Genomic DNA, 25,337 nt, shown 5'->3' on the forward strand with positions numbered 1-25,337 from the left:
GGCGGGGAAGACGAAAGAGAGGGACCTGCGCCCCCCTCCGAGCGCAGCTCCCTCTCTTTCGTCTTCTCCGGTGCCGGCCTTACGCGTTCGCGTCGGCCTTGCGCCGGCGCACCGTGAACACCGCACCCGCGCCGGCGACGACGGCGATACCGCCGACGAGGCCGATCATGGGCAGCGCGGAGTTGGAACCGGTGTCGGCGAGGTTGCCGGTCGGCACGGAGGAGAGGTCTCCCTGCGGCTTCTTCACCGAGCCCTTGCCGCCCTTGTCGCTCGGGGTGGCGGAACCGGGGTCGGGGTTCGGCGAACCGGCCTTCAGGACCTGGAAGTCGTACATCGCCCAGCCCTCGGCGACGCAGGACTCGCCGTCGACGTCGTCGAGGTAGGCGCCGGAGCCGAAGGAGTAGGCGTCGCCCGCGGGAGCCTTGGCGTCGATGCTGACGCGCAGATCGATGGACTTGCTCGCGCCGGCCTTCAGCTGCTTCGCGCGGAAGAAGACGTCACCGGCCCACTGCTCGTCGCCGATGCGGTCCCAGGAGCCGTCCACGGGGTTCTTGAACTGAAGGTTCACGTACGGGCTCAGGTACTTCGCCTCGTCGTCGAACTCGTAGTTCTCGATCTCGGCGTAGAAGTAGACGTCCTCGACGTCGGCCTTGGAGTCGTTCGTGACGACCAGCTTGAACGAGTGGAAGCCGTCACCCGCGACGATCTTGCCGGGCAGGCCCTTGATGTCCGCGGACACCTTGGCGCCATACGCGCCGTCGAGGTCCTCGCAGTACGGCGCCTCCGGGTCCGAGGGGGTCTCGGTCGGGTCGGCCGACTCGGAGGGCTCGGGCGAGGTCGACGGGCTCGTACTGTCGCTCGGGGCGGGCGTGTCACTCGGCGACGTGCTGTCGCTCGGCTGGGCGGTGTCGGTCGGCAGCCCCGTGTCGGACGGCGAGGTGGAGCCGCTCGGCGTCTCGGCTGGCCCGGTCGTCACGCTCTCGGTGGGGCCCGGCGAGGTCGGCTCCTCCGCGAACGCGGCGGGCGCGGACAGCAGGGCGAGCGGGGCTATGACGGCCGTCGCGGCCGCTGCCACCATGGCACGGCGAAGATTCATGAAGACCTCGTGGAGTCCGGGTGCCGCTGGCGGGCGGCACCTTGTGGATGGCGGGCTCCGCGTGTGGGGCGCGGGTTGGGTCCCTGGGTTGTGCTGGTGTCACCGGGTTTTGGTGAACTTTTTGATCTCGCTGGTGTCTGCAGGTTTGATCAGCGAGATCGCCCAAAGGTTGCGTCCGCACTCACAGAATTTTTATGTGTCCTGAGTCACACCGAGCCGGGCGTGCCCGGGGCCCGACCCGAGCACAGCGGGACCGGACGGGGCCCGTGCGCGACGGTCGACGGTGAGCCGCCGCGGCCCCTTCGGGGCGTGGGCCGTCCGGAGCGATGTGATCCTCATGAGGCCGGCGAGCCAGACGTGGAGGGCGCGTTTCCTGCCCGGGGCGTGCGGCGTCGATGTGCATGCGAGCCGCGCGTGCGGACGACGCGAGCCGGGTGGGCTTGGGGTGCGGGCCCTCGCGGGCCATGCGCGGGTGGCCGCGGATCACGCGCGGTTGGCCGGTGCGGGTCCGGGGCGGTGGGATTCTTGGGCGGCTGCACGCCGGGAGCGGTGACGCGTCTGAGTGGGGGTGTGGGCCGGTGCGAAAGGGCCCCGCGGGACGGGGCCCTTTGTGTCCGCACCGATGTCAGGGCGGCGTCGGTGCCCGGGAGCGGCGCCGGGGGGTTGTGCCGCTTTCCCTTCCCGTCGGGCGCGCATGGTCTCGATCTGGCAGACGCGCACTGCAATGCGGTTGTCTGTGGGGGACTTGGGGGTTTTCCGCCGGTCGGCCCCGGGCGTCCCCGGAGCCGGCCGGTTCTCCTGGGTGACCGGGCTGCTGTCCCCTGCAGTCCGGTCACTTCCCTGGAGCGAGGTCCCACGACGCACGGCACGATCCGTACGCCTCATCGCTCCAGCGAGCCACGCGTGGTTCTTCGGGCCCGCCCCTGGCTGGCACGGACACCGGGACCAACGAAGCGGTGCGCGCGGCGGTCACGCGCCGTACGAGTGAGAGGGGGACCGAACTCAGATGCGACCCCGGCACAGTTCGAGGAGCGTCATGGCGAGCGCGGTACCGGGCTTGCCCAGTTCCTGCCGGTAACGACCGAGGATCTCCATCTCCCGGGAGAGGTTCACGCGCCGCCCGCCGGAGGCGATCCGCGCCTCCTGGATCACCGCGGACACGGCGATCCGTTCCTGGACGAGCCCGATGATCCGGTCGTCGAGCGCGTCGATGCGTTCGCGTGCGTCGGTGATGGTGTCGGCGGCCTCGGCCGTGCGGGCGCCGGTCTTCTCGGTGGTGGCGGTCATGTCGGGGCTCCTTGTCGGTGGTAACCCCGGCCCGGCAGGCTCCGGAAACGCCAGGCGCCCCGGACCTTGTCGGCCCGGGGCGCCTGGGAAGTCGCTTGTCAGTTGCTCAAGCAGCACGACCATGGCAGCCGGTGGGCCGGATGCCATAGGTAAAGACGAAGGTCGAGTGCGCGAGCATGCGTCCAGTATGCCACGGCCCACCCGACACCCGCCGAGCCGCACGAACGCCCGACCAGCAGGCGCACGCCCCCCGAAACCGACCAAACGCCCCGACACCCGGTCGGACGGCGGGGGGTCGTCGGGCGGGGTCGGCGGGGCGGCCGGTGGGCCGCGGGCGGGCGGGTGAACGAGTGCGTGGGCGCGGGTCGGGGCGAGCAGGCCGGGCGGCGGGACGCGGGCGGGCCTTGGGCGGGCGAGCGGAAGGTCGACGGGCGGGACTGGTGGAGGGCGCGCGGGAGAGCGACGGTCGGGCGGCGGGCTCGCCGACGGTCGGGCGGGCGGCGGGTGGCGGGCGCGTGCCGGTGAGGCGGAGGGTGAGCGGTGGCCCGCGGATGGTCGGGCGGGCGAGGGGGGTGGGTGCGGGCCGGGGCGGTCGGTCGGTGGACAGCCGGTGAGGCGGCGGTCGGCGGGCCGCGGACGGCGGCGGGTGTGGAGGGTGCGTGGGTCGTTGGTGGTCGGGCGGCGGGGTGTGCGGGTGAGGCGGTGGGCGCGCGCGGGGCTGGGTTCAGGGGGTGTGGGGGGTTGGATGCGGCGAGGTGTGCTGCGGCCCCCCGTTAGAATCGGTAACCACAGACCCCCGCCCGACCCGCCGGAAGGCACCCCGTGTCATCAGCGACTCCCGCTGCCGCCACCCCCGACACCGTCCTGGTCGTCGACTTCGGTGCGCAGTACGCCCAGCTCATCGCCCGTCGTGTCCGCGAGGCGCGGGTCTACAGCGAGATCGTGCCGAGCACCATGCCGGTCGCCGAGATGCTCGCCAAGAACCCCGCGGCGATCATCCTCTCCGGCGGCCCCTCGTCGGTGTACGAGGAGGGCGCCCCGACCGTGGACCGCGCGCTGTTCGAGGCGGGCGTCCCCGTGTTCGGCATGTGCTACGGCTTCCAGCTGATGGCCCAGGCCCTCGGCGGCACGGTGGACAACACCGGTGCCCGTGAGTACGGCCGCACCGAACTGCATGTCTCCAAGCCGTCCTCCACCCTGTTCGAGGGCACCCCCGCCGAGCAGGCCGTGTGGATGTCGCACGGCGACGCCTGCTCCGCCGCCCCGGCGGGCTTCTCGGTCACGGCTTCCACGGACGTCGTCCCGGTGGCCGCCTTCGAGAACGACGAGAAGCGGCTGTACGGCGTCCAGCACCACCCCGAGGTGATGCACTCCACGCACGGCCAGCAGGTGCTGGAGCACTTCCTGTACCGCGGCGCGCGCCTCACCCCGTCCTGGACCACCGGCAATGTGATCGAGGAGCAGGTCGCCGCGATCCGCGCGCAGGTCGGCGACCGGCGGGCGATCTGCGGCCTGTCCGGCGGCGTGGACTCCGCGGTGGCCGCCGCGCTCGTCCAGCGGGCCATCGGCCCCCAGCTGACCTGCGTCTACGTCGACCACGGCCTGATGCGCAAGGGCGAGACCGAGCAGGTGGAGAAGGACTTCGTGGCCGCCACCGGCGTCCAGCTGAAGGTCGTCGACGCCGAGGAGCGCTTCCTCACCGCGCTCAAGGGGGTCTGCGACCCCGAGGAGAAGCGGAAGATCATCGGCCGTGAGTTCATCCGGGTCTTCGAGCAGGCCCAGGCGGAGATCATCGCCGATGAGGGCCCGGCCGTGGAGTTCCTGGTGCAGGGCACCCTCTACCCGGACGTGGTCGAGTCCGGCGGCGGCACCGGCACCGCCAACATCAAGTCCCACCACAACGTCGGCGGCCTCCCCGAGGACCTGGAGTTCCAGCTCATCGAGCCGCTGCGCAAGCTGTTCAAGGACGAGGTCCGGATGGTCGGCCAGGAACTGGGCCTGCCCGCGGAGATCGTGCAGCGGCAGCCCTTCCCCGGCCCCGGCCTCGGCATCCGCATCGTCGGCGAGGTCACCAAGGAACGCCTCGACCTGCTGCGCGAGGCCGACGCCATCGCCCGCGAGGAGCTGACCGCGGCCGGCCTCGACCGTGACATCTGGCAGTGCCCTGTGGTGCTGCTCGCGGATGTGCGCAGCGTCGGCGTCCAGGGCGACGGCCGCACCTACGGTCACCCGATCGTGCTGCGGCCGGTGTCCTCCGAGGACGCGATGACCGCCGACTGGTCGCGGCTGCCGTACGACGTCCTCGCGAGGATCTCGACCCGCATCACCAACGAGGTGCGTGACGTCAACCGGGTCGTGCTCGACGTGACCTCGAAGCCGCCGGGCACCATCGAGTGGGAGTGAGTCCCGGACGGCGCGGGCAGCGCCCGAAGGGGCGCGGGGACCTGCGCGGCCGGCCACGACGGAGCCGCAGCCGGCCGACGGCGCGGCGCGGCCCGGCCGGCGGAGCGTTCAGCGTCTGAGGGTGCGCAGGGGCCGGCCGGGCTGCCAGACCTCGGTGACCAGATAGGTGTCGTCCTCGACGTAGGTCCGCACGACCTCGGTCAACTCGGCGCGGAAGAGGTGGAACGGCTGCGGCGGTTCCACCTCTTTCACATACGCCCCCTTCAGCTCCGGATCCTCGACCTCCACCGCGCGTCCGCCGATCCGGATGTCGCCGCCGCCCAGGTCCGTGCCGGAGCCGGGGTTGGCCTGGAGCGCGAAGCGCGGATCGCGTCGCAGGTCGAGGGCCTTGAGCGAGTGCGGCATCATGCCGAGCCACAGCTCGCCGTGCAGGAAGCGGACCTCCAGGCCGTTGGTGCGCGGGGAGCCGTCCCTGCGCAGGGTGGCGAGGACATGATGGCGGAACGCGCCGAACCGCCGCTCGGCGGTCTGCGCGAGGTCGGGTGCGGCGGTGCTGAGTGCTGCCCAGTTCATGGGCCCACTCTCACGGCGATACCCGACATCTCCTGTCGGGTTTCCCTTGCGGACGTCATCTTTGCGCAACTTCTCTGTTCTCCTGCGCTGACCGACGGTAACTTCCGCCCCGTGACGCAACCCAGTGCTGGAGGACCTGTGCACGGGCCGACCCCCACCCCGCCATTGCCGCTGCCCACCGACCGGTTGCAGTTCGCGATGCCGCCGATGCACGACTCGCTCGACGCCGAACGACGGCATCGAAAGGAACGGCTCGCCGGCGCGCTGCGGATCTTCGGGCGGTCCGGGTTCGAGGACGGGGTGTCGGGACACATCACCGCGCGCGACCCGGAGTTCTCCGACTGCTTCTGGGTCAACCCGTTCGGGATGCCGTTCAAGCACGTCACCGTCAGCGATCTCGTCCTGGCCAACCAGGACGGGCAGGTCATCGAGGGCCGCTACCACGTCAACCAGGCCGCGTTCACCGTGCACGTCCAGGTGCACGCCGCCCGGCCCGATGTCGTCGCGGTCGCCCACTGCCATTCCGTGCACGGCCGGGCGCTGGCCGCGCTCGGCGACCTGCTCGACCCGATCACCCAGGAGAGCTGCGCCTTCTACGAGGACCACGCCCTCTACGACGCCTACACCGGCGTCGCCGTGGACGCCGAGGAGGGCCGCCGGATAGCGGCCGCGCTGGGCAGCCGCAAGGCGCTCGTGCTGCGCAACCACGGGCTGCTCACCGTCGGCAACTCGGTGGACGCGGCGGCCTGGTGGTTTCTGTCGATGGAGCGCTCCTGCCAGGTGCAGCTGACGGCGAAGGCGGCCGGCCGGCCCGTTCTGATCGACCACAGACTGGCGGCGGCGACCCGCGAGCAACTGGGCGGCGACCTGGTGGCCTGGATCAACTACCAGCCGCTCTGGCAGGACATCAGCCGCAGCGAGCCGGACCTGCTCAGTTAGCCCGAACCGGCCGAACCGGAGCCGCTCGCCGCCCGGACCGTACTAGAAGCCGCGCAGCACGGCCGCCTTCGTCCGGGTGAACTCCTCGTCCGTGAGCACGCCGTCCCGGTGCAGTGCGCCCAACTCGCGCAGCCGGCGCAGCAGTACGTCGTGGTGGTCGGCCTGCGGGGGCACCGCGGCCACCGGCCGTGGCCGGTCGGCGTACTCGGCACCGGCCCGGGTGGAGGGATGCGGCAGCCGGGCGGTCACCGCGGCGGCCACGAGCGCGGTGAGCAGATCGCGGCGGGCGCTGCCCCACAGGTCGAGGGCGTACGGGTCACGCTCCGGCGGCAGCTTGGAGAACAGCGTCTCGCGGGTCACGAAGCGCAGGAAGCCGTCCTCGTGGCCGGAGTTGGGCAGCCACTCCACCTGCACCAGGTCGCCGATGCCGATCATGCGGGGCCCGGTGGCCCGCTTGACCCGGTCGGAGGTGTCGGCCCAGTCGATGCGCACCTGGCCGCCGTCGAAGGAGACCGTCCCGTCGGAGGAGCGCACCGAGACCGGCACCGGCGGTCCGGGCAACAGATAGGCCCCGGCGGGCTCCTGCGGGATCTCGTCGAGCAGCAGCGCGTGCCGGATCTCCTCGGCGACGTACTCGGCGACCCCGGCCCGGTCAGCGTCCACGTCCAGCCGGTACGGGTCGGCCGTGTCCGGCAGCCGGCCACCGGTGGCCTGCAACAGCGGATCGGCTCCCTCACGCAGCCGTAATCGCAGCCGTCCGCGCCTGCGTTCGGGCTCGTAGACCACCCCCGACACGGCCTCCAGGGGCACGGCGATCTCCCCGTACGTCTGCCGGAAGAGCGGCACGGAGCGGTGCCGTCCCGGCGTGATCCTGACCGTGCTGCCGTCGAAGGCCCAGGCCCCGTCACGCTGGATGATCTCGGCCATACGCACATTCTCGCAGCCGGGTCAACACACCGGGTCTCACCTCACCCCCGGTCACCGCACCTGCCGACGGCGGCCCGGCTGGCATAGGGCACAATTCGCAGTCGATACAAGGGAGTTGCGCGGTGACGGACAAGCCCCCAAGGGGGGCGCAGGCCGCGCCGCGGGTCGCGGGGAAGGCGGGCATCGGGCGTGGCGGTGCAGCAGGCGGGGCAGGGCGCGGCTACGGCCGTCCACGAGGGCGGCTGCACCTGCAGGGACTGTCCGCACGGGGCGCGCGCGGGGCACCGCCGGGCGGTCGCCGAATTCCTCCTCAAACGCGATGAGTTCGCGGCCGGACGGGGTCTGCCGGTGGCGGTGGCGCACTCGGCGTCCGCCTCCCGCCAGTGGGTCTCCGAGGAGTTGACGCAGGCGGCCGAGGCCGTGGCCGAGCGCGGCCGGGCGGAGGGTGCGGCCTGGCTGGCCCGGCTGTGGCGGCACACGCTGTGCGTCCTGTGGGCGGCCGTCGTCCTGCTGCTGCTCGTCCAGGCGCTGACGGCGATCGGCGCGGGCTGGACCGGCGCGCGCACCGCCGGGCTGCTCGCCGCGCTGGTGGTGGCCTGCGCGCTGACCGCCGCCTCCTGGTTCCACCGGGCCTGGGGCGGAGCGCTGGCCCCGGTCATCGGTGAGGACAACCGACTGTCCACCTCCCGTACCGTCGCGGCGGCCTGGGTGCTGTTCGTCGCGTACGCGGTCCTCGTCCTGGCGGGCCGGCTTGCCGCGGCCTCCGACCCCGCCGAGCGTGACGCGCTGATCTCAGGTCTCGAACTGGCCCGCGGGGCGGGCGTGGTGACCGTGCTCGCCGTGGTCTGCGGGATCGCCGTGCTCGTCCGGCGGGTGGTGGGCCTGCGCATCCTCGCCCAGCGGCTGCAGAAGGCCCCGGCGCACCGGCCGCGTGCGGCCGACCTGTTGACCGACGACGCGGGCCGGGGCACGTTCGCCGACATCCAGTACGTCGTGATCGGCGCGGTGGCCCTGGCGTTCGCCGCGGTACGGCTCGCCCGCCGCCCCGACCAACTGCCCGACCTGCCCTGGGGGCTGGCCGTGCTGGTCCTGGTGTCCGCCGCCACCTATCTGGCCGGCAAGTACGCGGAGGGCGGGCGCCCGCTGATCCTCTCCGTGGTCCGGGCCCGCGAGGCCGGCGATCTGGACGGGCCGATCCGAACGGGCGACGACATCGAGATCCGCGGCGCCGGCTTCGTCCCGCCGGGCGCCCAGAGCGCCGACCGGCTGTCCCGCATGGTCGTCCGCATCGGCGCGGTCAACGTGCATGTGCCGCTGGTGCCCGTCGCCGGCGGATTCAGCAATCCGACGGACGGGGTGCTGAGGGTTCCGGTGCCGGCGGAGGTGGAGCCGGGGTCGGTGGAGGTGCAGGTGGTCACCGCGGCGGGGGTGGCGACCAACCGCTGTGTGGTCGAGGTGACGGAGTGACGGAAGCGATCTGAGTGACCAGAGTGATGTGGGTGGCCGGTCGATGAGAGAGGCCGGTCGATGAGGGAGGCCGGTCGATGAGGGAGGCCGGTCGGTGCGGGACGACCGGCGTGCACGCGTCCGGCCGAACCCGGAAAATGGTCGGGGAGGGGATTGAACGGTTCCCGTTTGTCATACGTATGGTCTGGTGGGATCGACACCCGGGTGAGAGGCGGCGTTCTGCGATGAATCATGGCATTCGCTCGGACATGCACACGTCCTACCTCGACCGCCGTAGTGGGTGGCGAGAGACCGCCACCCACTACGCTCTGCTGCCCCTGCGCGTCTTCCTCGGCGTCACGTTCATCTACGCCGGCCTGAACAAGCTGACCGACAGCGCGTTCCTGAAGTCCGGCGGGTCCGGCTCCATCGGTGACACCATGCGCGCGGTCCGCGACTCCGCGGCGATCCCGGCCCTGGTCGACCTGGCCCTGAAGAACCCCGTCGGCTTCGGCACCGCCATCGCCCTCGGCGAAGTCGCCGTCGGCATCGGCGTCCTCGTCGGCCTGCTCACCCGGCTGGCCGCGCTCGGCGGCGCGCTGATCTCGCTCAGCCTGTGGCTGACGGTCAGCTGGGCCACGACCCCGTACTACTACGGCAACGATCTCCCGTACATGTTTTGCTGGGTGCCTCTGGTGCTGGCAGGGGCGCCCTACTGGTCGCTGGATGCCCTGATCAGGGCCCGACGGCGAGGACGGAACCAAGCTGGGGCCTGGTGACCGTCCAGGGTTCCTTCTAGGCGCCATCGGGTAGGTGTCGGTACAGAGTTGCCCTGGAGACGCCCAGAGCCTTTGCTATGGCGCTGACGCTCTCGCCCTTCGCCTTCCTGGTCTTGGCCGCGACAAGGAGGTCATCGGTGATGACTGTGGGCCGCCCTCCAGCGCGCCCCTGAGCCTTGGCGGCTGCCAGTCCGGCCTTGGTCCTGTCCTTGATGAGAGAGCGTTCGAACTCCGCCATGGCGGCGATGATCTGAAAGAAGAGCCGACCATCCGCAGAGGTGGTGTCAACGGCGCTGAGAGCCCCTGTGAGCACCCTGAAGCCGATGCCGCGTTCTCTCAGGCCGTCCACGATGCTCACAAGGTCGATGAGGGACCTTCCTAGCCTGTCCAGCTTCCAGACGATGAGGGTGTCACCCTCCCTGAGATAGTCGAGCACGGCTCCTAGCTCAGGGCGGTCAGTATTCTTGCCGGATGCCTTGTCCTCAAAGATCCGAGAGCATCCAGCCTCTGTCAGTGCATCCCTCTGAAGTTGTGCTTCCTGGTCGTCAGTTGAGACGCGGGCATAGCCGATGAGGTGGCCAGTGGTGATGGGCGTTGCCATGGCTCCACTGTCTCAAATCTCGTCTCATAACGTCAAGATGATCACGCGGGTTGTGAGACGGGTTTTGAACGCCCCTTGGGGGCTCCGTGGCCCCTGCTGCTCCCTGTCTCGTAAACCAAGGTTTGTGAGACACCCCCTGAGCTTGCCTCTGGTGAGCTTCGAAGTGCCCCCGGGGTAATGCATCGAGAGCTCTGCCGCATGGACCGCAGGGGCAGGTTCCTTCGGCCCTGTACGGGTTTCAGGGCCTGCTGCGCCCCGTTGGGGCGTGCTGAGGCTGCTTCTCCTCAGGCTTGGGGCTGGTGGCCTCTTGGCCGTGTTTGCGCCGCCATGCGGCAACCATGGTGATGGGCATCGCTGGGGCAGGAGTGCACAGCATGGTGGTTACTCCGTCGGGCACTTGAGGTGCCGGTACACCACGAAGGGCGCTCCCGACTGCCGCTCGATGGACCCCCGGTGCACCCTCTCAAGCGGTGCGATGGCCTTCAGGCAAGCAGGGCAGATCTCACCCCGTGGAGCGTAGGTGACGTATTCCCACTGGCTTGCGTCGGTCTTCTCTGCCGGTGCCGTCGCTCTCATGCCATGGCCTCTCTCTGGGGCTCCCCTTCGCTTGGGTAATGGTGCCGTGTGTCGAGCGGTACTAGGCCTTTCATTCCCGTTCCCGACTAAAGATCATCGGTAATGGTCTGCGCACTGCCCAAGCAACTCCCTTGCTTCGCCACCGAATAGAGCGTATCGCTCGAACGAGGTAAAGACGGCGAGGTGCTCAGAGACGTCACGGGGATCACGAAATACCATGCGACCGGTGAAGTTCTCGACCGTGGCCAACCGGTCGTCATAGACCGTAAAGGTGTTCATCGGCCCCCGTGATATCACCGTCCCCAACGGGATAACTCCCATACGAATATTGGGAAGGTGGGAGAGCGACATGAGGCGGCCAATCTGAACGGCCAGGGCAGAATGTGGGACGACCGCCCACCTGATTGCCTGTTCCGTGAGGAGGAACGTGAACGTCTTCGCCGCGTCATAGAGGACGGCCTGACGATCCAGCTTCTTGGCAACAGTCTTGGAAGGGTCGCCAGGTGTATGGCTCAGGCTGGCGCGGATGTATTCCGGTGTCGCCAACAGGCCCGTGATCATCGCTGGCAGAAAGTATCTGAGTTCCGTTGCTTCGGACTCCAGTGAGGCCAACTCCGTCTGGCGCTTCTCCATCCCTCTGCGCCAGGAAGAGCGCTTGTCTTGCCACTCCGTGTTGGCGATTCGAGCAAGAGCGGTGATCTCCGTGATCAGATCAGGGGGAGCGTCCAGGGCTCGTAGGATGCGTTCAACGTCGACCAGCGTCGGTGTCTTCCTACCGGTCTCGAACATGCTGATCTGACTCTGAGACATGTTGCAGCGCCGTGCGAGCCGATCTCCTGTGAGACCGGCTCGCTTACGCAACTCACGGAGCTTTTCTGCCAGATCAGTCCTTGACTGTCCTAGCTGCTCAGGCTCGAACGTCACTCGTCACTCGGCTTCTTTCACGTACTCGAAGAACGGGACGGAGTGGGCCAGAGCTATGCGCTTCCATTCCAGATACGGAGTGATGTCTCCAGCGAACAGCTCACGGTTGATCTGCGTCCCGTCCGGTCGGAAGTTGAGGTGGACCACTTGGGTCTCGTCGAACATCCACCAATCGGTTCCTGAGAGTGGCAGGCCGTAGTCGCCGTGTGTGGCATCCAGAACACGGATATCCTCCCCGGCCTGGATGTTGCCGGGGATTCCCCAAGCGAACTGGTATCGCTGATAGTCCGTCAATGGCTGCCGTACGACCCGTACTCGCCCTATCTTCCGGCCCGATGCCACGTAGCCGTGAACGCGCTCATGCCAGCGGGAGTTGTGGACGGCGGGCTTGGGCTCCCCTCGAAGGAACCGAGCAACGTTCTCTGTCTCCTTGGGCATGGTGTACGTGGGCTGAGCCTCGAACCGCCAGGCGTCGTGCTGGAAGGCGTCGAACGTCCTGCGCCACTCATCACCATCCAAGAGCACGTACAGCCTCCCTGAGTACCGCTTCGGGGATCTCCACCAAGGCTTCACCCTCGGGCGGTTGGAAGGCCGTGGAGACACCTCCCTGTACCACGATGGAGCCGCTTGCCGTGCGGTAGACGTTCGGGCAGTCGTCGTCATCGCAGTTGGGTCCGTCGAACTTGCCGGTGAGACGGATCAGTTCCTCACGTGCCATGGTGCCCCCTTGTCTGCGGCCTCTGGTGAGGCCCTTGCTGATCGACGCTACGTAGGCTGTTGTTCCTCGTCCATGCCGACTCGGGACTATTCCGGTTGCGGAATAAAGGATCTTGAGGGGCTCCGGAGCCTCTCCCGGTCGCCATGTGACCCTGCTCTCACTCTTGTGAGTTCTGTCCCGGACATCCGTGAAGGACACGTACTTATTTATTGTGGGGGGTTGTATATACCCCCCACGGATAAGAGTCTCTAGATGTCACTAGTACTAGTGGGCATCCCCTTCGAGAGGGATGCCCCTGGGTCAGTGAATAGTGAATGGCTCACTTCGATTCCCTAGATCCACCTCTGCTCCGAAGTCGGTGGTGTTGGAGACTCCCTTGGTGAGTGGATGCAGCTGGATAGTGATTCCTGCCTTCAGCAGGTGACGTGTCCTCTCGGCTTCATTTCCCTTGTTCCTCTCCCACATGTGACGGAAGGTCTCCCCGGTGTCCCGGTACTCATACCTGTCCGGCTTGTCTCCTTCGGCCGCCAGGGAATCATGTTCCTCGTAGAGAGCTGCAATCTCTTCTTCCGTTGCCTTCTTCGCGAATCCCGATGAGTTCTTACCGCCAGGGCGGATGGACCTCTGGAGTTCCGTCACATACTCCTCGATCTCCTTCAGCCTCTGAGAGTTGTTCGACCCCTTGACGTAGTGGCGTTCATGCATCGGGAAGTCTCCGATGGTTCCGAGGATCATCGTCTCGACAAGTTCCTCCACCTTCTCGGCCCGGAAGGCGTACCCCTTGCCGCAGGACTCCCGATTTGCTGACTTGTTGCATCGGTACACCGGCTTGCCTTGCTGCCGCTCGGGGTTGAAGAGGTACAGGTTCCTGCCGCATCCGCCGCAGAGCACAACTCCGCGATAGGCGGTCGTGTTCTTCGTGGAGCGACGGGCGGCACTGGGGCGCCCGTTCATCTCGTCCTGGAGCTTCGCCCATTCATCGTCCTTGAGAATGGGGTCTGCCATCCGGATCTTCCCTTCGGAAGTGAGGATGGCTTGCGATACCCCGTACTTCTTGCCGGGAACCTTCACCTCTTCGCACTTCCAGCCGAGGATGGTTTCTGACCTCAGGATGTTCGTGATGGTACGGCTCCGCCATACAGGCATGGATGTGCCGTTTTTCTTTCGACGCTCCGACATCCTCTCGCCCGCAGGAGAGAGAATTCCTCTGGCGTTGAAGTCGTCACAGATGGTCGAGTAGGGGTCTCCGTCCTCGACTACTCGCTTGTACATCTCCTGAATGACTTGCCTTTGATTCTCCCGAACTCGAAGCCTCATCGCGCCGTCGGTGTCACGGAAGGACTCGTAGCCGTAGGGCGGATTTCCCTTGGCCCAGACGTTCTTCGACTTGGCGTAGCTCTGGAACGACTTGACTCGCATGGAGATGTTCTGAGCTTCGGTCTCGGCGATGGCCGCGAACAGGTCGATGATGACGTGCCGGAAGGGGCCGACCATGTCGAGCACGGGTTCCTTGACCGAAACCAAGGCCTTGCCGCCGTGTGCAGTCGCCCACTTGATCATGTCCTGCATGTCGACGACCTTGCGGACGAACCGGTCCATCTTCCAGAACAGCAACAGGTCGAACTCTGGAGCCCGGTTGTTCAGCCACTCCCCGAGTTCCGGTCTTTCGAAGGGATGTGACTTGGTAGCGGAGATGTGGGCGTCTCTGGCTACTCCCACCACCTGCCACCCGAGATGCTGCCTCTCGTTCACGTAGGCCGTGCAGTCCTGGAGTTGCCGCTCCAGTGAGGTGGACGCGTCGGTCTCGTTGCTGATCCTGAGGGCGATCAGTACTCGCACAGGCTTCATGGCCCATGTGACCCTACAACACTGATACGCAAGTGACCTCGCCTACCTGATGGCCTCCCCCTCGTCCTGGCCGGCGCGCCGTACCTCTCCCTGGACGCGGCGCTGCGAAATCGCCGCCGGTAGCTCCGCTGGGTTGGCCGGTGAGGGGCGGGGGCCTTGTGTCGTCGGTTTGCTGCGGGTGCGTTGGGGCTGGTCGCGCCCGCGCGGCGGAGCCGCAAGTCGATACAGCCCCGCGCCCCTTTGGGGCGCGTTTTTGCTAGGTCGGTTTCTTTGTGGTGGGGGGCTTTGGGCGTCTGGCTCTCAGGGTTCGGGTCAGCAGGGCCGCCGCTCCCGCCAGGGACAGGCCGCCCACGGTCAGGGGGATTGCCGCGAACCAGGGGGTCTGCCACAGGCCGGCCGCGTCGCCGGCGTACGCCACGGCCGTGGCGGTGAGGAAGACGCCCGCGACCAGCCGGCCCGGCTGGAACTCATGACGCAGCACGGCTGACCTCCGCCTGTCCCATGCCGACCTGGAGGTCGACGTCGATGGTGCCGCCCTCGCCGCGCTTGCCTGTCGTCGTCGGCGACAGCGTCACCGTCTTGTGCTTGCCGGGCGCCACGTCCACGTCCTTCTTGTCCTCGCCGGGCAACTGAATGTCGCCCACCCCCACCCCGACGCTCAGCCGCACGGTCGCGTCGGCGGGCACGACGAGCCGCAGCCGGCCCACGCCCACCTGCGCACTGGTCGCCAGGGTCTGGCCGTCGGCGAGCCGGACCCCGGTCAGGTCCAGGGTGCCCACGCCGGTCCCGAGGTCGTACTTGGGCCGTACCTCCGCGACCGCGGCGGGCTGCCACGACGCCCGCTGCCAGTGGGTGCTGAGATCCTTGGGCAGCTGCGTCGAACCGGCGAGCAGCGCCGCCGTGACGAGGGCCAGGAACACCGAACCGGCTCCCGTGCGCCCCAGGAACGCGCTGACCGCGACGCCTAGTCCGAAGACGGCGAGCGCGCAGGACAGCCCGATCTGGAGGCTGATGCCGAGCGGCTGCCGGTCCCACGACAGTCCGGTGCCCAGGCCGCCGGCCAGCAGCGCGAGCAGGAAGACCCAGCCGCCGATCCAGCGGGGGCCGCGCGGCCGGTGCGGCGCGGTGCGCGGCCCGCGGGCGTCGCCCCGGGGCACTCCGGGCCCGAAGCGGAGCGCCCCGGCCGGCTCGCGGTCGGCGGCGGTTTCGGGTCCCCACAGATAGCCGGTGCCGCCCACGTGCGAGCCGTCCTTGACGATGGGGTCGCGCCACCAGGACGGATACGCGGTGGGGGCGGGCGGCGCCTGGGGTTCCGGCGGGGCGTCGGCGACCGCCTGGGCGGCCAGCGGATCCGGGTCGGGGGCACCGCGCCGCTGGGACCAGTAACCGGCGCCCGCCAGCAGCAGGGAGAGGACGACGCCGAAGGTGAGCACGCCGCCGTTCCTCAGCATCGTCAGGAACACGCCGCAGCCGACCAGCGCGAACAGCACGGCCGCGAGGGCCTGTCCGTCGACCCGGCCGGTCAGCAGCTTGCGGACCTCGTTCTCCTCCTCGTCGTCGTACGGCACGAAGAGCCAGGCGAACCCGTAGAAGATGAGCCCGATGCCCCCGCTCGCGGCCAGCACCGCCAGGGTGATCCGGAAGATCACGGGATCCATGTCGGTGTGCCGGCCGAGCCCGGAGCAGATCCCCGCCATCACCCGGTGCTGCCGGTCGCGCCGGAACGCGCGCAGGGGCTGGACGCCGTCCCCGACGAGTGGCCCGGCGCCCTCGCCCGTCGTGCGGTCGGCGCCGGGCGTGCCCGCGTCGTCGCGCGACCCCTTGGTGCCGGGCGCGCCGGCCGCGCCGGGCGCGGCGCCCGGCGGCCCGGAGCCCGGGTCCGGGCGGGGTCCCGGGCCCGTCGCGGCGTGGTCGTGATCCGTCATGCGTCCATGGTGACGGCACGGCCGCCGCGAGGGCAGCCGGATCGACCCTGGCCGAACCCTGATATCGGCCCTGAGTCGAGACCGGGGATCGCGGGCACCACGGCCGGAGCTGTGAAGATCAGGGGCGTCTCCGGGTGGACCCTGATGACCCGCACCCGTGGCCGTGTGACCATCGATGGCATGCCGGAAGCCGCAGCAGCAGCGCCCCCCGTCGAACCGCGGCCGCCGCGCAAGCTCTACCGCAGCGGCGACGGCCGCTGGCTCGGTGGCGTCGCGCGGGGGCTCGCCGGGCACCTCGGGCTGCCCGTGGTCTGGGTGCGGCTCGTCTTCGTCGGCCTGCTCATGGCCGACGGCCTCGGCGCGCTGCTGTACGCCGCGTTCTGGTTCTTCGTCCCGCTCGGCGTCGGCGGCGTCGGCTGCCAGAAACCGCCGTCCCTGGTCGGCGCCGAGACCGCGCCGGACGGCCGCCGCAGGCTTGTGGCCCGCAAACCGGACAAGGGCCAGATCGTCGCGCTGCTCCTCATGGTCGTCGTGGCGATGGTCTTCGTGAGCAACGTCAACCTGGGCGGCGGGGCCAAGGCGTATCTCGTGCCCGCGGTCCTCGTCGCCGCGGGCGTCGCCCTCGTCTGGCGCCAGGCGGACAACGCCCGCCGGGCCCGCTGGGTCGAGGTCGGCAGCCGCCGGCGCACCCTCAGGCTGCTGCGCGGGGGCGCCGGTGTGCTGCTCGTCACCGCCGGCGTCTCCGGGATCTTCGTCCTGCAGGGTTCCGCCGCCCACCTCGGCTCCGTCCTGGAGGCCGCGCTCGCCGTCATCGTCGGCATCACCCTGCTCGCCGGCCCCTATCTGGTCCGTATGACCCAGGACCTGTCCGAGGAACGCCTGATGCGCATCCGCGCCCAGGAGCGCGCCGAGGTCGCCGCGCATGTCCACGACTCGGTGCTGCACACCCTCACCCTGATCCAGCGCAACGCGGAGAACGCCGGCGAGGTGCGTCGCCTGGCCCGCGCCCAGGAACGCGACCTGCGCACCTGGCTGTACAAGCCGGAGGGCACCGGCAAGGACGAGGAGGACGAGCCGGCCACCCTCGCCGACGCGGTCCGGCGCAACGCCGCGGAGGTGGAGGACAAGCACGGCGTGCCCATCGAGGTCGTGGTGGTCGGCGACTGCCCGCTCGACGAGAAGACGGCGGCCCAGATGCAGGCCGCGCGCGAGGCGATGGTCAACGCGGCCAAGTACGGTGGCGAGGGCGGCGCCGTTCAGGTCTACGCCGAAGTGGAGGGCAGGACGGTCTTCGTGTCCGTCCGTGACCGCGGTCCGGGCTTCGACCTCGACTCGATACCCGCCGACCGCATGGGCGTCAGAGAATCGATCATCGGCCGCATGGAACGCAACGGCGGCACGGCGCGGCTGCGCGCGGTGCCGGGCGGCGGCACGGAGGTCGAGCTGGAGATGGAGAGGGCGGAGAAGACGTCATGAGCGACCCGACCGAGGCGAACGGTACGGCGGGGGCGGCGGAGCCGGCCGGACAGGACGGGCCCGCCGACGGCGCGGGCGAGCGTCGCGTACGCGTGGTCCTCGTCGACGACCACCGCATGTTCCGCACCGGAGTGCAGGCCGAGATCGGCCGGACCGAGCAGACCGGTGTCGAGGTCGTCGGCGAGGCGGCGGACGTGGACCAGGCGGTCACGGTGATCACCGCGACCCGGCCCGAGGTGGTGCTGCTCGACGTGCATCTGCCGGGCGGCGGCGGGGTCGAGGTGCTGCGCCGCTGCGCCGCGTTGATGGCCGACACCGAGCGGCCGGTGCGGTTCCTCGCGCTGTCCGTGTCGGACGCGGCGGAGGACGTGATCGGGGTGATCCGCGGCGGCGCCCGCGGCTACGTCACCAAGACGATCACCGGCACGGACCTCGTCGACTCCGTCTTCCGTGTCCAGGAGGGCGACGCGGTCTTCTCCCCGCGGCTGGCCGGCTTCGTCCTCGACGCCTTCGCGTCCACCGACGCCCCGCCCGTCGACGAGGACCTCGACCGGCTCACCCAGCGCGAACGGGAGGTGCTGCGCCTCATCGCCCGCGGCTACGCGTACAAGGAGATCGCCAAGCAGCTCTTCATCTCGGTGAAGACCGTCGAGTCCCATGTCTCGGCGGTGCTGCGCAAGCTCCAGCTGTCCAACCGCCACGAACTGACCCGCTGGGCGACGGCACGCCGGCTGGTGTGAGCCGGGCCGGCTCCGGGGGCGCTTCTCACGCCACCCGGGTCGCCCCCGCGAACGGCATCTGGTCGATCGGGGCCAGGCGCACCGGCGCGGACGGGTTCGGGGCGTGGATCATCTGCCCGTTGCCCACGTAGATCCCGACGTGACTGATGCCGGAGTAGAAGAACACCAGGTCGCCGGGGAGCAGTTGGGAGCGGGAGACGCGTCGGCCCGCGCCGATCTGGGCGTAGCTCGTGCGGGGCACGGAGATGCCGGCCGAGCGGTAGGCGGCCTGGACGAGGCCCGAGCAGTCGAACGCGTGCGGGCCCGTCGCGCCCCACACATAGGGGCTGCCGAGCTTCTGGTAGGCGTACGCCACGGCGGCCGCCGCGCGGGAGCCGGGTGCCGCGGCCGGACCTGCGGCCGGCAGGGCGGTGCGCCCGTCCGCCGCGGCGGCGCGCGAGGCATGGCCGCCGGTGCCGCCGTCGGCCGTGACCTGGGCCCGCTCCGCCGGCGACAGGCGGTCCAGGAGCTGCCGGGCCGCGCCCAGCCGCTCCGTGATCGTCTCCTTGCGCCGCTTCAGCTCGGCCTGCCGGGACCGCAGCGAGGACAGCTCGATCCGGGCGGCGCCGCGCAGCCGCTCGATCTCCCCGAGCTGCTTCCGTACCCGTGCCACCGCCGCCGACTGGCGGTCGCCTGCCCGCTGGGCGAACGCGGTCCCCTCCAGGAACCGGTCCGGGTTGTCGGAGAGCGCCAGCTGGACGGCGGGGTCGAGGCCGCCGCTGCGGTACTGCGCCGCCGCGGCCTTGCCCAGCGCGTTCCGCGCCGAGTCGAGCCGTACCTGCCTGCGGGCCGTCTCGTCCTGGAGGGACTTCAATCGCCGCTGCGCCGTGTCCGCCTTCTCCTTCGCCCCGTTGTACTTCTCGGTGGCGACCTCCGCCTCCTGGTACAGCTTGTCGACCTTGGCCTCGACCTCGGCCGGTGTCAGCTCCGGCTCGGCATGCCCGGTGCCGTCGAAGGCCGTCGCCGTCGCCGCGCCCGCCAGGGCCAGGGTGGCGGCCGTCCGGGCCGTGTTGCCGCCGAGCGGGCGGTGCCGGGGCTTGCGGTGCGCTGCCACCTCGACCGTCACGTCCTTTCCTGGGTGCGGTTGCCGCGTCCGGCGCGGGGAGCCGGTCGCTGGTGGAGGACGCTAGGGCCGATGGTGACGGGTCGGTAACGGAATGTACGGAACTGGCAGCGGCGGAGCGGCTGGTGACCGTATGTGACCGCGATTCCGGCGCGGAGCCGCCGCCTTCGCGTGACGCGTTGACCGAAGCGGCACTTCCGGGGCGTGCGCGGCCCCCGGGGTGCTATGGGGGCGCCGGTCACCCGGGGGCCGGTGGCCGTCGGCCCCGGGGCCCCTGATTAGGCTCCGGGGCCATGGACGTACTCACCCACCTCTTCGTCGGCCTGCACATCATCGGCATCGCCTGCCTCCTCGGCGGCTTCCTCACCCAGATGAAGGCGATGGGCCAGGGCACCGCCCGGTTCGTCCCCGCCATGCTGCACGGCGCGCTGACCATGCTGGTCACCGGGGCGATCCTGGTCGGCCTCAACCAGGCCGACGACCACCACGTCAACAACATCAAGATCGGCGTGAAGCTGGCCCTGCTGATCGTGATCCTCGGACTGGTCTATGTGAAGCGGGACGAGGAGCGGGTCGACAAGCGCCTGTTCGGCGTGGTGGGCCTGCTGACCACGGCGAACGTCTTCATCGCCGTGCTGTGGACGTGACGTACGACCACGTCAGGCGCGGCCCGCTGCCCTGATCCCGGCGCGCGCCGTCACGACCGCGCCCGCGGCCACCGCCAGCCAGGCCGCGACGGCGACCCACAGCAGCACGTGTCCGAGGCCCCACAGCCACGGCGTGCCGACGGCCGACGCCCCGGCCAGCGAGGCCACCGCCGTCATCCCCATCGGGAACACCGTCGACCAGCGGCGCACGTCGTAGCGCGGGCGGGGCCGGACCACCTCCGCGAGCACCAGGACGACGTAGCAGGCCAGGTCGAGGGCGAGCAGCCCCACGGTCACGCTGTGCAGGACGTCCTGGTCGTCCTCGTTCCACAGATACAGCGCCGGGCCGCCGGCGGTGATCAGCTTCGCCCCGGCCAGTGCCGAGATGGCGAGCGCGCCGGCCAGCACCCAGTGGTCCCCGGCCCCGCCGAGCACCTGCCGGGCGTCGAACCGGGCCAGCGCGACCAGATACAGCGCCAGCCCCAGCCAGAACAGCACCAGCGCCGTGTGCGCGAGCCACGCCGTCGACTCCGCGGCGGCCAGGGTGACGCCGAGCACGGCGAGCCCCTGCGTGGCCACGCAGATCAAGAACACCGCACCGGGCATCCGCCGCCGCAGGCCCCGTCCGACGAGGAACAGCAGCACCGGCCAGAGCACGGCGGCCGGCGCGAGCAACGCCGCGGCGAGGGTGTGCCCGCCGAGCACGGAGATTCGGGTGCCGAGCACCGTCGTCGCGGCCACGGCGGTGAGCGCGCCCGGCGTCCGCGCCCCGGCCAGCCACCGCTTACGGTCGCGCAGCACACCCGCGACGAAGTCCACGGCGAGCGCCAGCCAGGCGACACAGCCCAGCGCCAGGGCGATCAGGGACAGGGTCTCGTACCCGGTCAGGTGCAGCCCCAGCGAGACGATGCCGGTCGCCATCACGGCGGCACCGGCCGCCGGCGGACGCTGCGCCCACCAGGCGCGAAGGGGTGAGGTGCCGGGCATGCGCCCGATGCTAGGGAGCACCGGGCGCACCGACGGCGTGGCACGCGCGCGTACGTAGCAAAAACGCGCGGGCGCGGGACACGGCGGGACGCGAACGCGTCCACGCGCGCGTGGACGCGAGCCCGACCGGGTCAGGCCGGCCGTACCACACTGTGGATGATCGAATCCCCGGCGTAGTAGATCGACTCCTCGCGGACGTAGGCGCCCGGCTTCGGGGCGTGAATCATCATGCCGTTGCCGATGTAGAGACCCACGTGGCTGACGTCGTCGTAGAAGAAGACCAGGTCACCGGGCTGTGCGTTGGTGAGGGCGACCGTGGTGCCGGCTTCGACCTGGCTGTAGGTGGTGCGCGGCAGGCTGACGCCCGCTGCCTTCCAGGCGGCCTGGGTGAGCCCCGAGCAGTCGTAGGAGTCGGGTCCGGTGGCACCCCAGACGTACGGCTTGCCGATCTGCGCGCGGGCGAACGCGATCGCCTTCTCGGCCTTGGTGGCGTAGGCGGAGCCGGACGAGGACGAAGAAGAGGAGGAAGGGGAGGAAGAGGAGGATGGGGAAGACGACGAAGACGACGAAGACGACGAAGACGACGAAGAGTCCGTGGAGTTCGACGCGTCGCTTTCCTGCCGGGCCGCCGCCTGCTCCGCCTGCTGCTTGGCCAGCTCGGCCGCCTTCCGCGCGGCCTCCTCCTGCTTGCGCTTCTCGATCGCCGCGAGCCGTGCCTTCTCCTCCGCCGACAGCTTGGACAGCAACTGGCGCGCGGTGGAGAGCTTCTTCTGGACGGTGGCCTTGGCGGTCTGGAGTTCGTCCTGCGACTCGGTGAGCGTCTCCAGGCTCTTCGTGGCCTCCCGCCGCTTCTTCATGGTCGCCGACTGCTCGGTGACGTAGTCGTCGACCGCGGACTTCTGACGCGAGGTCAGCCGGTTCATCAGCTGGGACCGGTCGAAGTAGTCCTGCGGGGTGTCCGCGAGCAGGAAGGTGGCGGTGTCGGGGGCGGCGGCCCCCGTCCGGTACTGCGCGGCGGCGAACGCCCCCAGTTCTTCACGGGCCTTGTTGAGCCGGCCCGTGCGCCGGGCGACGTCGTCCAGGAGGGTGTCGACCTGCTTGCGCTGCTTGCCGGTCTTCTCCTTGGCCGCGTTGTACTTCTCGGTCGCCGACTCGGCCTGCCGGTACAGGTCGTCGACCTTCCGCTGCACCTCCTCCACGCTCGGCCGGTCGCCGTCGGGAGTGGGGGCGGCGTTCGCCGTCTGGGAGAGCAGGGCCACGGAGGTGAGGGCGGCGGTGGCCAGGGCGGGGGTCCGTATGCCGGCCGCGCGGGTACCCGCGGAGCGCGACTTGCGATGCGACGCCAAGAAAGGCGACTCCTTCCGTGCTCCGCCTACCGAGTTAGCTGTCGGGTTCGGGCGGGTGGTTCGGAAGGGTTGCCCTACGGCCGTTCCCCGCGCGGGGGTTGGGCCGATTCACCCCAAGGTCGGTGTGGGTCCCCGGCTCCGCGCACCATGCGGGCGCGCCGGACTCGGCGGTGGCCGTACGGCCCGGCGACGTTCGCCGGTGGGGGTCGTACGGCCTGCCCGGCACGGTAGCCAACTCGTGTGGCGCCTGTGAAGGTTGATGGGTGATATGCCCGATACATTTTCGTGACCTGCCGGGGGGATGCCGTCTGGGTGACAGGGCGATTCCGTACGGTGAGCGGTTTGCGCGGCCTGCGCCCGGAACCGGACCCGCCGCAGGAACCGGGCCATCTTCCCGGGGCGGCGGCGGGTTGTCGGTGGCGCGGCCTAGACTCGGAGAGCGATGAGCAGCCTCTTTGACGACAGCTTCCTGGCGGACCTCCAAGCCCCCCGCGGGCAGGACGAGGAGCCCCCGCCGCCGCCCGAGGACGATCACGCTCCGGAGCCGGTTCCGGACGATCTGTTCGGCGGGAAGTTCGACGTGCCCCCGGACCGGGACTCCTATTACGGCAACGGCGCCCCACGGCCGGTCATCGACCCGGCCGCGCTCCTGCACGGGCTGAACGACAACCAGCGCGCCGCCGTCGTGCACGCGGGCTCCCCGCTGCTCATCGTGGCCGGCGCCGGCTCCGGCAAGACCCGGGTGCTCACGCACCGCATCGCCCATCTGCTGGCGGAGCGCAAGGTGCACCCGGGGCAGATCCTCGCGATCACCTTCACCAACAAGGCCGCGGGCGAGATGAAGGAGCGCGTCGAGCAGCTCGTCGGCCCGCGCGCCAACGCCATGTGGGTGATGACCTTCCACAGCGCGTGCGTGCGCATCCTGCGCCGTGAGAGCAAGCGCCTCGGCTTCACCTCGTCCTTCTCGATCTACGACGCCGCCGACTCCAAGCGTCTGATGGCCCTGGTCTGCCGCGACCTGGACCTCGACCCGAAGCGCTTCCCGCCCAAGTCCTTCAGCGCCAAGATCTCCAACCTGAAGAACGAGCTGATCGACGAGGAGGACTTCGCCGCCCAGGCGAGCGAGGGATTCGACAAGACCCTCGCCCAGGCGTACGCGCTCTACCAGTCCCGTCTCCGCGAGGCGAACGCGCTCGACTTCGACGACCTGATCATGACGACGGTCAACCTGTTGCGCGCCTTCCCGGACGTCGCCGAGCACTACCGCCGCCGCTTCCGCCATGTGCTCGTGGACGAGTACCAGGACACCAACCACGCGCAGTACGCCCTGGTGCGCGCACTCGTCGGGACCGCCGAGCACCCGGTGGACGTGCCGCCGGGCGAGCACGACCTGCCGCCCGCCGAACTGTGTGTCGTGGGCGACGCCGACCAGTCGATCTACGCCTTCCGCGGCGCGACCATCCGCAACATCCTCCAGTTCGAGGAGGACTACCCGGACGCGACGACGATCCTCCTGGAGCAGAACTACCGCTCCACGCAGACGATCCTGTCCGCCGCCAACGCCGTCATCGAGCGCAACGAGTCCCGCCGCCCCAAGAACCTGTGGACCAACGCGGGCGCGGGCGCCACCATCACCGGGTATGTCGCGGACACCGAGCACGACGAGGCACAGTTCGTCGCCGACGAGATAGACCGGCTGACCGACGCGGGCGAGGCCAAGTCCGGCGATGTCGCCGTGTTCTACCGCACCAACGCCCAGTCCCGTGTCTTCGAAGAGATCTTCATCCGCGTCGGCCTGCCCTACAAGGTCGTCGGCGGAGTCCGCTTCTACGAACGCAAGGAGGTCCGGGACGTCCTCGCCTACCTGCGGGTGCTGGCCAACCCGGAGGACTCGGTCCCGCTGCGCCGCATCCTGAACGTGCCCAAGCGCGGCATCGGCGAGCGCGCCGAAGCGATGATCGACGCACTCGCGCAGCGCGAGAAGATCAGCTTCTCGCAGGCGCTGCGCCGCGTGGACGAGGCGTACGGCATGGCCGCCCGGTCCACCAACGCCGTCCAGCGGTTCAACGTGCTGATGGAGGAGCTGCGTACGATCGTCGAGTCCGGTGCCGGCCCGGCGACCGTCCTGGAGGCGGTGCTCGAACGCACCGGCTACCTCGCCGAGTTGCAGGCCTCGACCGACCCGCAGGACGAGACCCGGATCGAGAACCTTCAGGAACTCGCCTCCGTGGCCCTGGAGTTCGAGCAGGAGCGGGGTGAGGGAGAGACGGCCGCGGGAGGCACGCTCGCCGACTTCCTGGAGCAGGTCGCGCTGGTCGCCGACTCCGACCAGATCCCGGACGAGGAGGAGGGCGACGGCGTCATCACCCTGATGACCCTGCACACCGCCAAGGGCCTGGAGTTCCCGGTGGTCTTCCTGACCGGCATGGAGGACGGCGTCTTCCCGCACATGCGCGCCCTCGGCCAGACCAAGGAACTGGAGGAGGAGCGGCGCCTGGCGTACGTCGGCATCACACGCGCGCGGGAGCGGCTCTACCTCACCCGGTCCACCATGCGCAGCGCCTGGGGCCAGCCCTCGTACAACCCGCCGTCGCGGTTCCTGGAGGAGATCCCGGCCGCCCACCTGGAGTGGAAGCGGACGGGAGCCACGGCGCCCGTGTCGTCCGGACCGGCATCCGGCATCGCGGCGTCGCTGTCGTCGTCCCGCTCCCGCTCCTCCGTGGCGGGTGCGTCCGGGTTCGCCACGCGCAGGACGTCGGAGAAGCCGGTGGTCTCCCTGGCCGTCGGCGACCGGGTCACGCACGACCAGTTCGGGCTCGGCACGGTCGTCGCCGTGGCGGGCACGGGGGACAAGGCCCAGGCGACGATCGACTTCGGAGACTCGAAGCCCAAGCGGCTGCTGCTGCGGTACGCGCCGGTGGAGAAGCTGTAGTCCCTTGAGTCGGGCCCCTGCCGACCGGCGGGGGCCCGCGGACGGGACCTTGAGCCAGTGAGTGG

The 25,337-nt window shown here is 70.0% G+C and carries 22 protein-coding genes and 1 riboswitch; of the genes, 8 read left to right on the forward strand and 14 right to left on the reverse strand.

Annotated features, from left to right (window positions below; all coding sequences use genetic code 11):
• Nucleotides 1–79: 79 nt before the first annotated feature.
• Nucleotides 80–1,096 carry an LAETG motif-containing sortase-dependent surface protein gene (locus tag ACFYTE_RS00575; protein WP_388702902.1) on the reverse strand — a complete coding sequence of 339 codons (1,017 nt, stop codon included), beginning with the start codon at nucleotides 1,094–1,096 and terminating at the stop codon, nucleotides 80–82.
• A gap of 1,002 nt (nucleotides 1,097–2,098) precedes the next feature.
• Nucleotides 2,099–2,383, reverse strand: coding sequence for a chorismate mutase (locus ACFYTE_RS00580; RefSeq protein WP_388702904.1), 285 nt, complete (start codon nucleotides 2,381–2,383; stop codon nucleotides 2,099–2,101).
• Between the two features lie 822 nt (nucleotides 2,384–3,205).
• Between ACFYTE_RS00580 and guaA the strand changes: the two genes are divergently transcribed.
• Nucleotides 3,206–4,786 carry a glutamine-hydrolyzing GMP synthase gene (gene guaA, locus ACFYTE_RS00585; RefSeq protein ID WP_388702907.1) on the forward strand — a complete coding sequence of 527 codons (1,581 nt, stop codon included), beginning with the start codon at nucleotides 3,206–3,208 and terminating at the stop codon, nucleotides 4,784–4,786.
• 108 nt (nucleotides 4,787–4,894) lie between these two features.
• Here the strand turns inward: guaA and ACFYTE_RS00590 are convergent, their stop codons facing one another.
• The gene (locus ACFYTE_RS00590; protein ID WP_388702909.1) at nucleotides 4,895–5,359 is read right to left on the reverse strand and encodes a pyridoxamine 5'-phosphate oxidase family protein; all 465 of its coding nucleotides are present in this window, start codon (nucleotides 5,357–5,359) and stop codon (nucleotides 4,895–4,897) included.
• A 138-nt stretch (nucleotides 5,360–5,497) separates the two neighbouring features.
• Between ACFYTE_RS00590 and ACFYTE_RS00595 the strand changes: the two genes are divergently transcribed.
• Complete coding sequence (locus tag ACFYTE_RS00595) at nucleotides 5,498–6,298, forward strand: class II aldolase/adducin family protein (RefSeq protein WP_388703969.1); 801 nt, start codon at nucleotides 5,498–5,500, stop codon at nucleotides 6,296–6,298.
• A gap of 42 nt (nucleotides 6,299–6,340) precedes the next feature.
• Here the strand turns inward: ACFYTE_RS00595 and ACFYTE_RS00600 are convergent, their stop codons facing one another.
• Entirely contained in the window at nucleotides 6,341–7,225 is an 885-nt protein-coding gene (locus ACFYTE_RS00600) for a DUF4429 domain-containing protein (protein WP_388702912.1), read from the reverse strand.
• A 189-nt stretch (nucleotides 7,226–7,414) separates the two neighbouring features.
• On the opposite strand from ACFYTE_RS00600, the gene ACFYTE_RS00605 reads away from it, so the two are divergent.
• Together ACFYTE_RS00605 and ACFYTE_RS00610 are read left to right on the forward strand one after the other, a co-directional pair.
• The gene (locus ACFYTE_RS00605) at nucleotides 7,415–8,692 is read left to right on the forward strand and encodes a hypothetical protein (protein WP_388702915.1); all 1,278 of its coding nucleotides are present in this window, start codon (nucleotides 7,415–7,417) and stop codon (nucleotides 8,690–8,692) included.
• 224 nt (nucleotides 8,693–8,916) lie between these two features.
• Nucleotides 8,917–9,450: a DoxX family protein gene (locus ACFYTE_RS00610; RefSeq protein ID WP_388702918.1), complete on the forward strand. Its 534-nt coding sequence runs from the start codon at nucleotides 8,917–8,919 to the stop codon at nucleotides 9,448–9,450.
• A 16-nt stretch (nucleotides 9,451–9,466) separates the two neighbouring features.
• Here ACFYTE_RS00610 and ACFYTE_RS00615 read toward each other — a convergent pair whose 3' ends face one another.
• The 7 genes from ACFYTE_RS00615 to ACFYTE_RS00645 all read right to left on the reverse strand — a co-directional run bounded on the left by ACFYTE_RS00615 (nucleotide 9,467) and on the right by ACFYTE_RS00645 (nucleotide 16,042).
• Entirely contained in the window at nucleotides 9,467–10,051 is a 585-nt protein-coding gene (locus ACFYTE_RS00615) for a recombinase family protein (protein ID WP_388702921.1), read from the reverse strand.
• Nucleotides 10,052–10,720: 669 nt separating this feature from the next.
• Entirely contained in the window at nucleotides 10,721–11,551 is an 831-nt protein-coding gene (locus tag ACFYTE_RS00620; protein ID WP_388702924.1) for a helix-turn-helix domain-containing protein, read from the reverse strand.
• Between the two features lie 3 nt (nucleotides 11,552–11,554).
• Complete coding sequence (locus tag ACFYTE_RS00625) at nucleotides 11,555–12,076, reverse strand: DUF6879 family protein (RefSeq protein WP_388702926.1); 522 nt, start codon at nucleotides 12,074–12,076, stop codon at nucleotides 11,555–11,557.
• A complete protein-coding gene (locus tag ACFYTE_RS00630; protein WP_388702927.1) occupies nucleotides 12,060–12,269 on the reverse strand; it encodes a hypothetical protein in 210 nt (69 codons plus the stop codon). Before ACFYTE_RS00630 ends, ACFYTE_RS00625 begins: the two co-directional genes overlap by 17 nt.
• 300 nt (nucleotides 12,270–12,569) lie before the next feature.
• Complete coding sequence (locus ACFYTE_RS00635; RefSeq protein ID WP_388702929.1) at nucleotides 12,570–14,117, reverse strand: recombinase family protein; 1,548 nt, start codon at nucleotides 14,115–14,117, stop codon at nucleotides 12,570–12,572.
• Nucleotides 14,118–14,373: 256 nt separating this feature from the next.
• Nucleotides 14,374–14,598: a hypothetical protein gene (locus ACFYTE_RS00640; protein ID WP_388702932.1), complete on the reverse strand. Its 225-nt coding sequence runs from the start codon at nucleotides 14,596–14,598 to the stop codon at nucleotides 14,374–14,376.
• Nucleotides 14,585–16,042 (reverse strand): PspC domain-containing protein, encoded by a 1,458-nt coding sequence (locus tag ACFYTE_RS00645; protein WP_388702935.1) that lies wholly within the window; start codon nucleotides 16,040–16,042, stop codon nucleotides 14,585–14,587. Before ACFYTE_RS00645 ends, ACFYTE_RS00640 begins: the two co-directional genes overlap by 14 nt.
• A gap of 180 nt (nucleotides 16,043–16,222) precedes the next feature.
• On the opposite strand from ACFYTE_RS00645, the gene ACFYTE_RS00650 reads away from it, so the two are divergent.
• Together ACFYTE_RS00650 and ACFYTE_RS00655 are read left to right on the forward strand one after the other, a co-directional pair.
• The gene (locus tag ACFYTE_RS00650) at nucleotides 16,223–17,518 is read left to right on the forward strand and encodes a PspC domain-containing protein (RefSeq protein ID WP_388702938.1); all 1,296 of its coding nucleotides are present in this window, start codon (nucleotides 16,223–16,225) and stop codon (nucleotides 17,516–17,518) included.
• Nucleotides 17,515–18,258: a LuxR C-terminal-related transcriptional regulator gene (locus ACFYTE_RS00655; protein WP_388702941.1), complete on the forward strand. Its 744-nt coding sequence runs from the start codon at nucleotides 17,515–17,517 to the stop codon at nucleotides 18,256–18,258. The genes ACFYTE_RS00650 and ACFYTE_RS00655 overlap by 4 nt, the downstream gene beginning before the upstream one ends.
• A 25-nt stretch (nucleotides 18,259–18,283) precedes the next feature.
• Here ACFYTE_RS00655 and ACFYTE_RS00660 read toward each other — a convergent pair whose 3' ends face one another.
• Entirely contained in the window at nucleotides 18,284–19,351 is a 1,068-nt protein-coding gene (locus tag ACFYTE_RS00660; RefSeq protein ID WP_388703971.1) for an NlpC/P60 family protein, read from the reverse strand.
• Nucleotides 19,352–19,653: 302 nt separating this feature from the next.
• Here ACFYTE_RS00660 and ACFYTE_RS00665 point away from each other — a divergent pair, with 302 nt between their 5' ends.
• Nucleotides 19,654–20,007, forward strand: coding sequence for a hypothetical protein (locus tag ACFYTE_RS00665; RefSeq protein WP_388702943.1), 354 nt, complete (start codon nucleotides 19,654–19,656; stop codon nucleotides 20,005–20,007).
• Between the two features lie 12 nt (nucleotides 20,008–20,019).
• On the opposite strand, the gene ACFYTE_RS00670 is transcribed toward ACFYTE_RS00665, so the two are convergent.
• Together ACFYTE_RS00670 and ACFYTE_RS00675 are read right to left on the reverse strand one after the other, a co-directional pair.
• Nucleotides 20,020–20,994, reverse strand: coding sequence for a tellurite resistance/C4-dicarboxylate transporter family protein (locus ACFYTE_RS00670; protein WP_388702945.1), 975 nt, complete (start codon nucleotides 20,992–20,994; stop codon nucleotides 20,020–20,022).
• Nucleotides 20,995–21,125: 131 nt separating this feature from the next.
• Complete coding sequence (locus ACFYTE_RS00675) at nucleotides 21,126–22,340, reverse strand: NlpC/P60 family protein (RefSeq protein WP_388702948.1); 1,215 nt, start codon at nucleotides 22,338–22,340, stop codon at nucleotides 21,126–21,128.
• An 8-nt stretch (nucleotides 22,341–22,348) separates the two neighbouring features.
• Nucleotides 22,349–22,520, reverse strand: a riboswitch (cyclic di-AMP (ydaO/yuaA leader).
• Nucleotides 22,521–22,782: 262 nt separating this feature from the next.
• Between ACFYTE_RS00675 and pcrA the strand changes: the two genes are divergently transcribed.
• Nucleotides 22,783–25,272, forward strand: coding sequence for a DNA helicase PcrA (pcrA, locus tag ACFYTE_RS00680; RefSeq protein WP_388702950.1), 2,490 nt, complete (start codon nucleotides 22,783–22,785; stop codon nucleotides 25,270–25,272).
• Nucleotides 25,273–25,337 lie beyond the last annotated feature (65 nt).

Source organism: Streptomyces sp. NPDC004629 (assembly GCF_042873595.1).
In the GTDB taxonomy this organism is placed as follows: domain Bacteria; phylum Actinomycetota; class Actinomycetes; order Streptomycetales; family Streptomycetaceae; genus Streptomyces.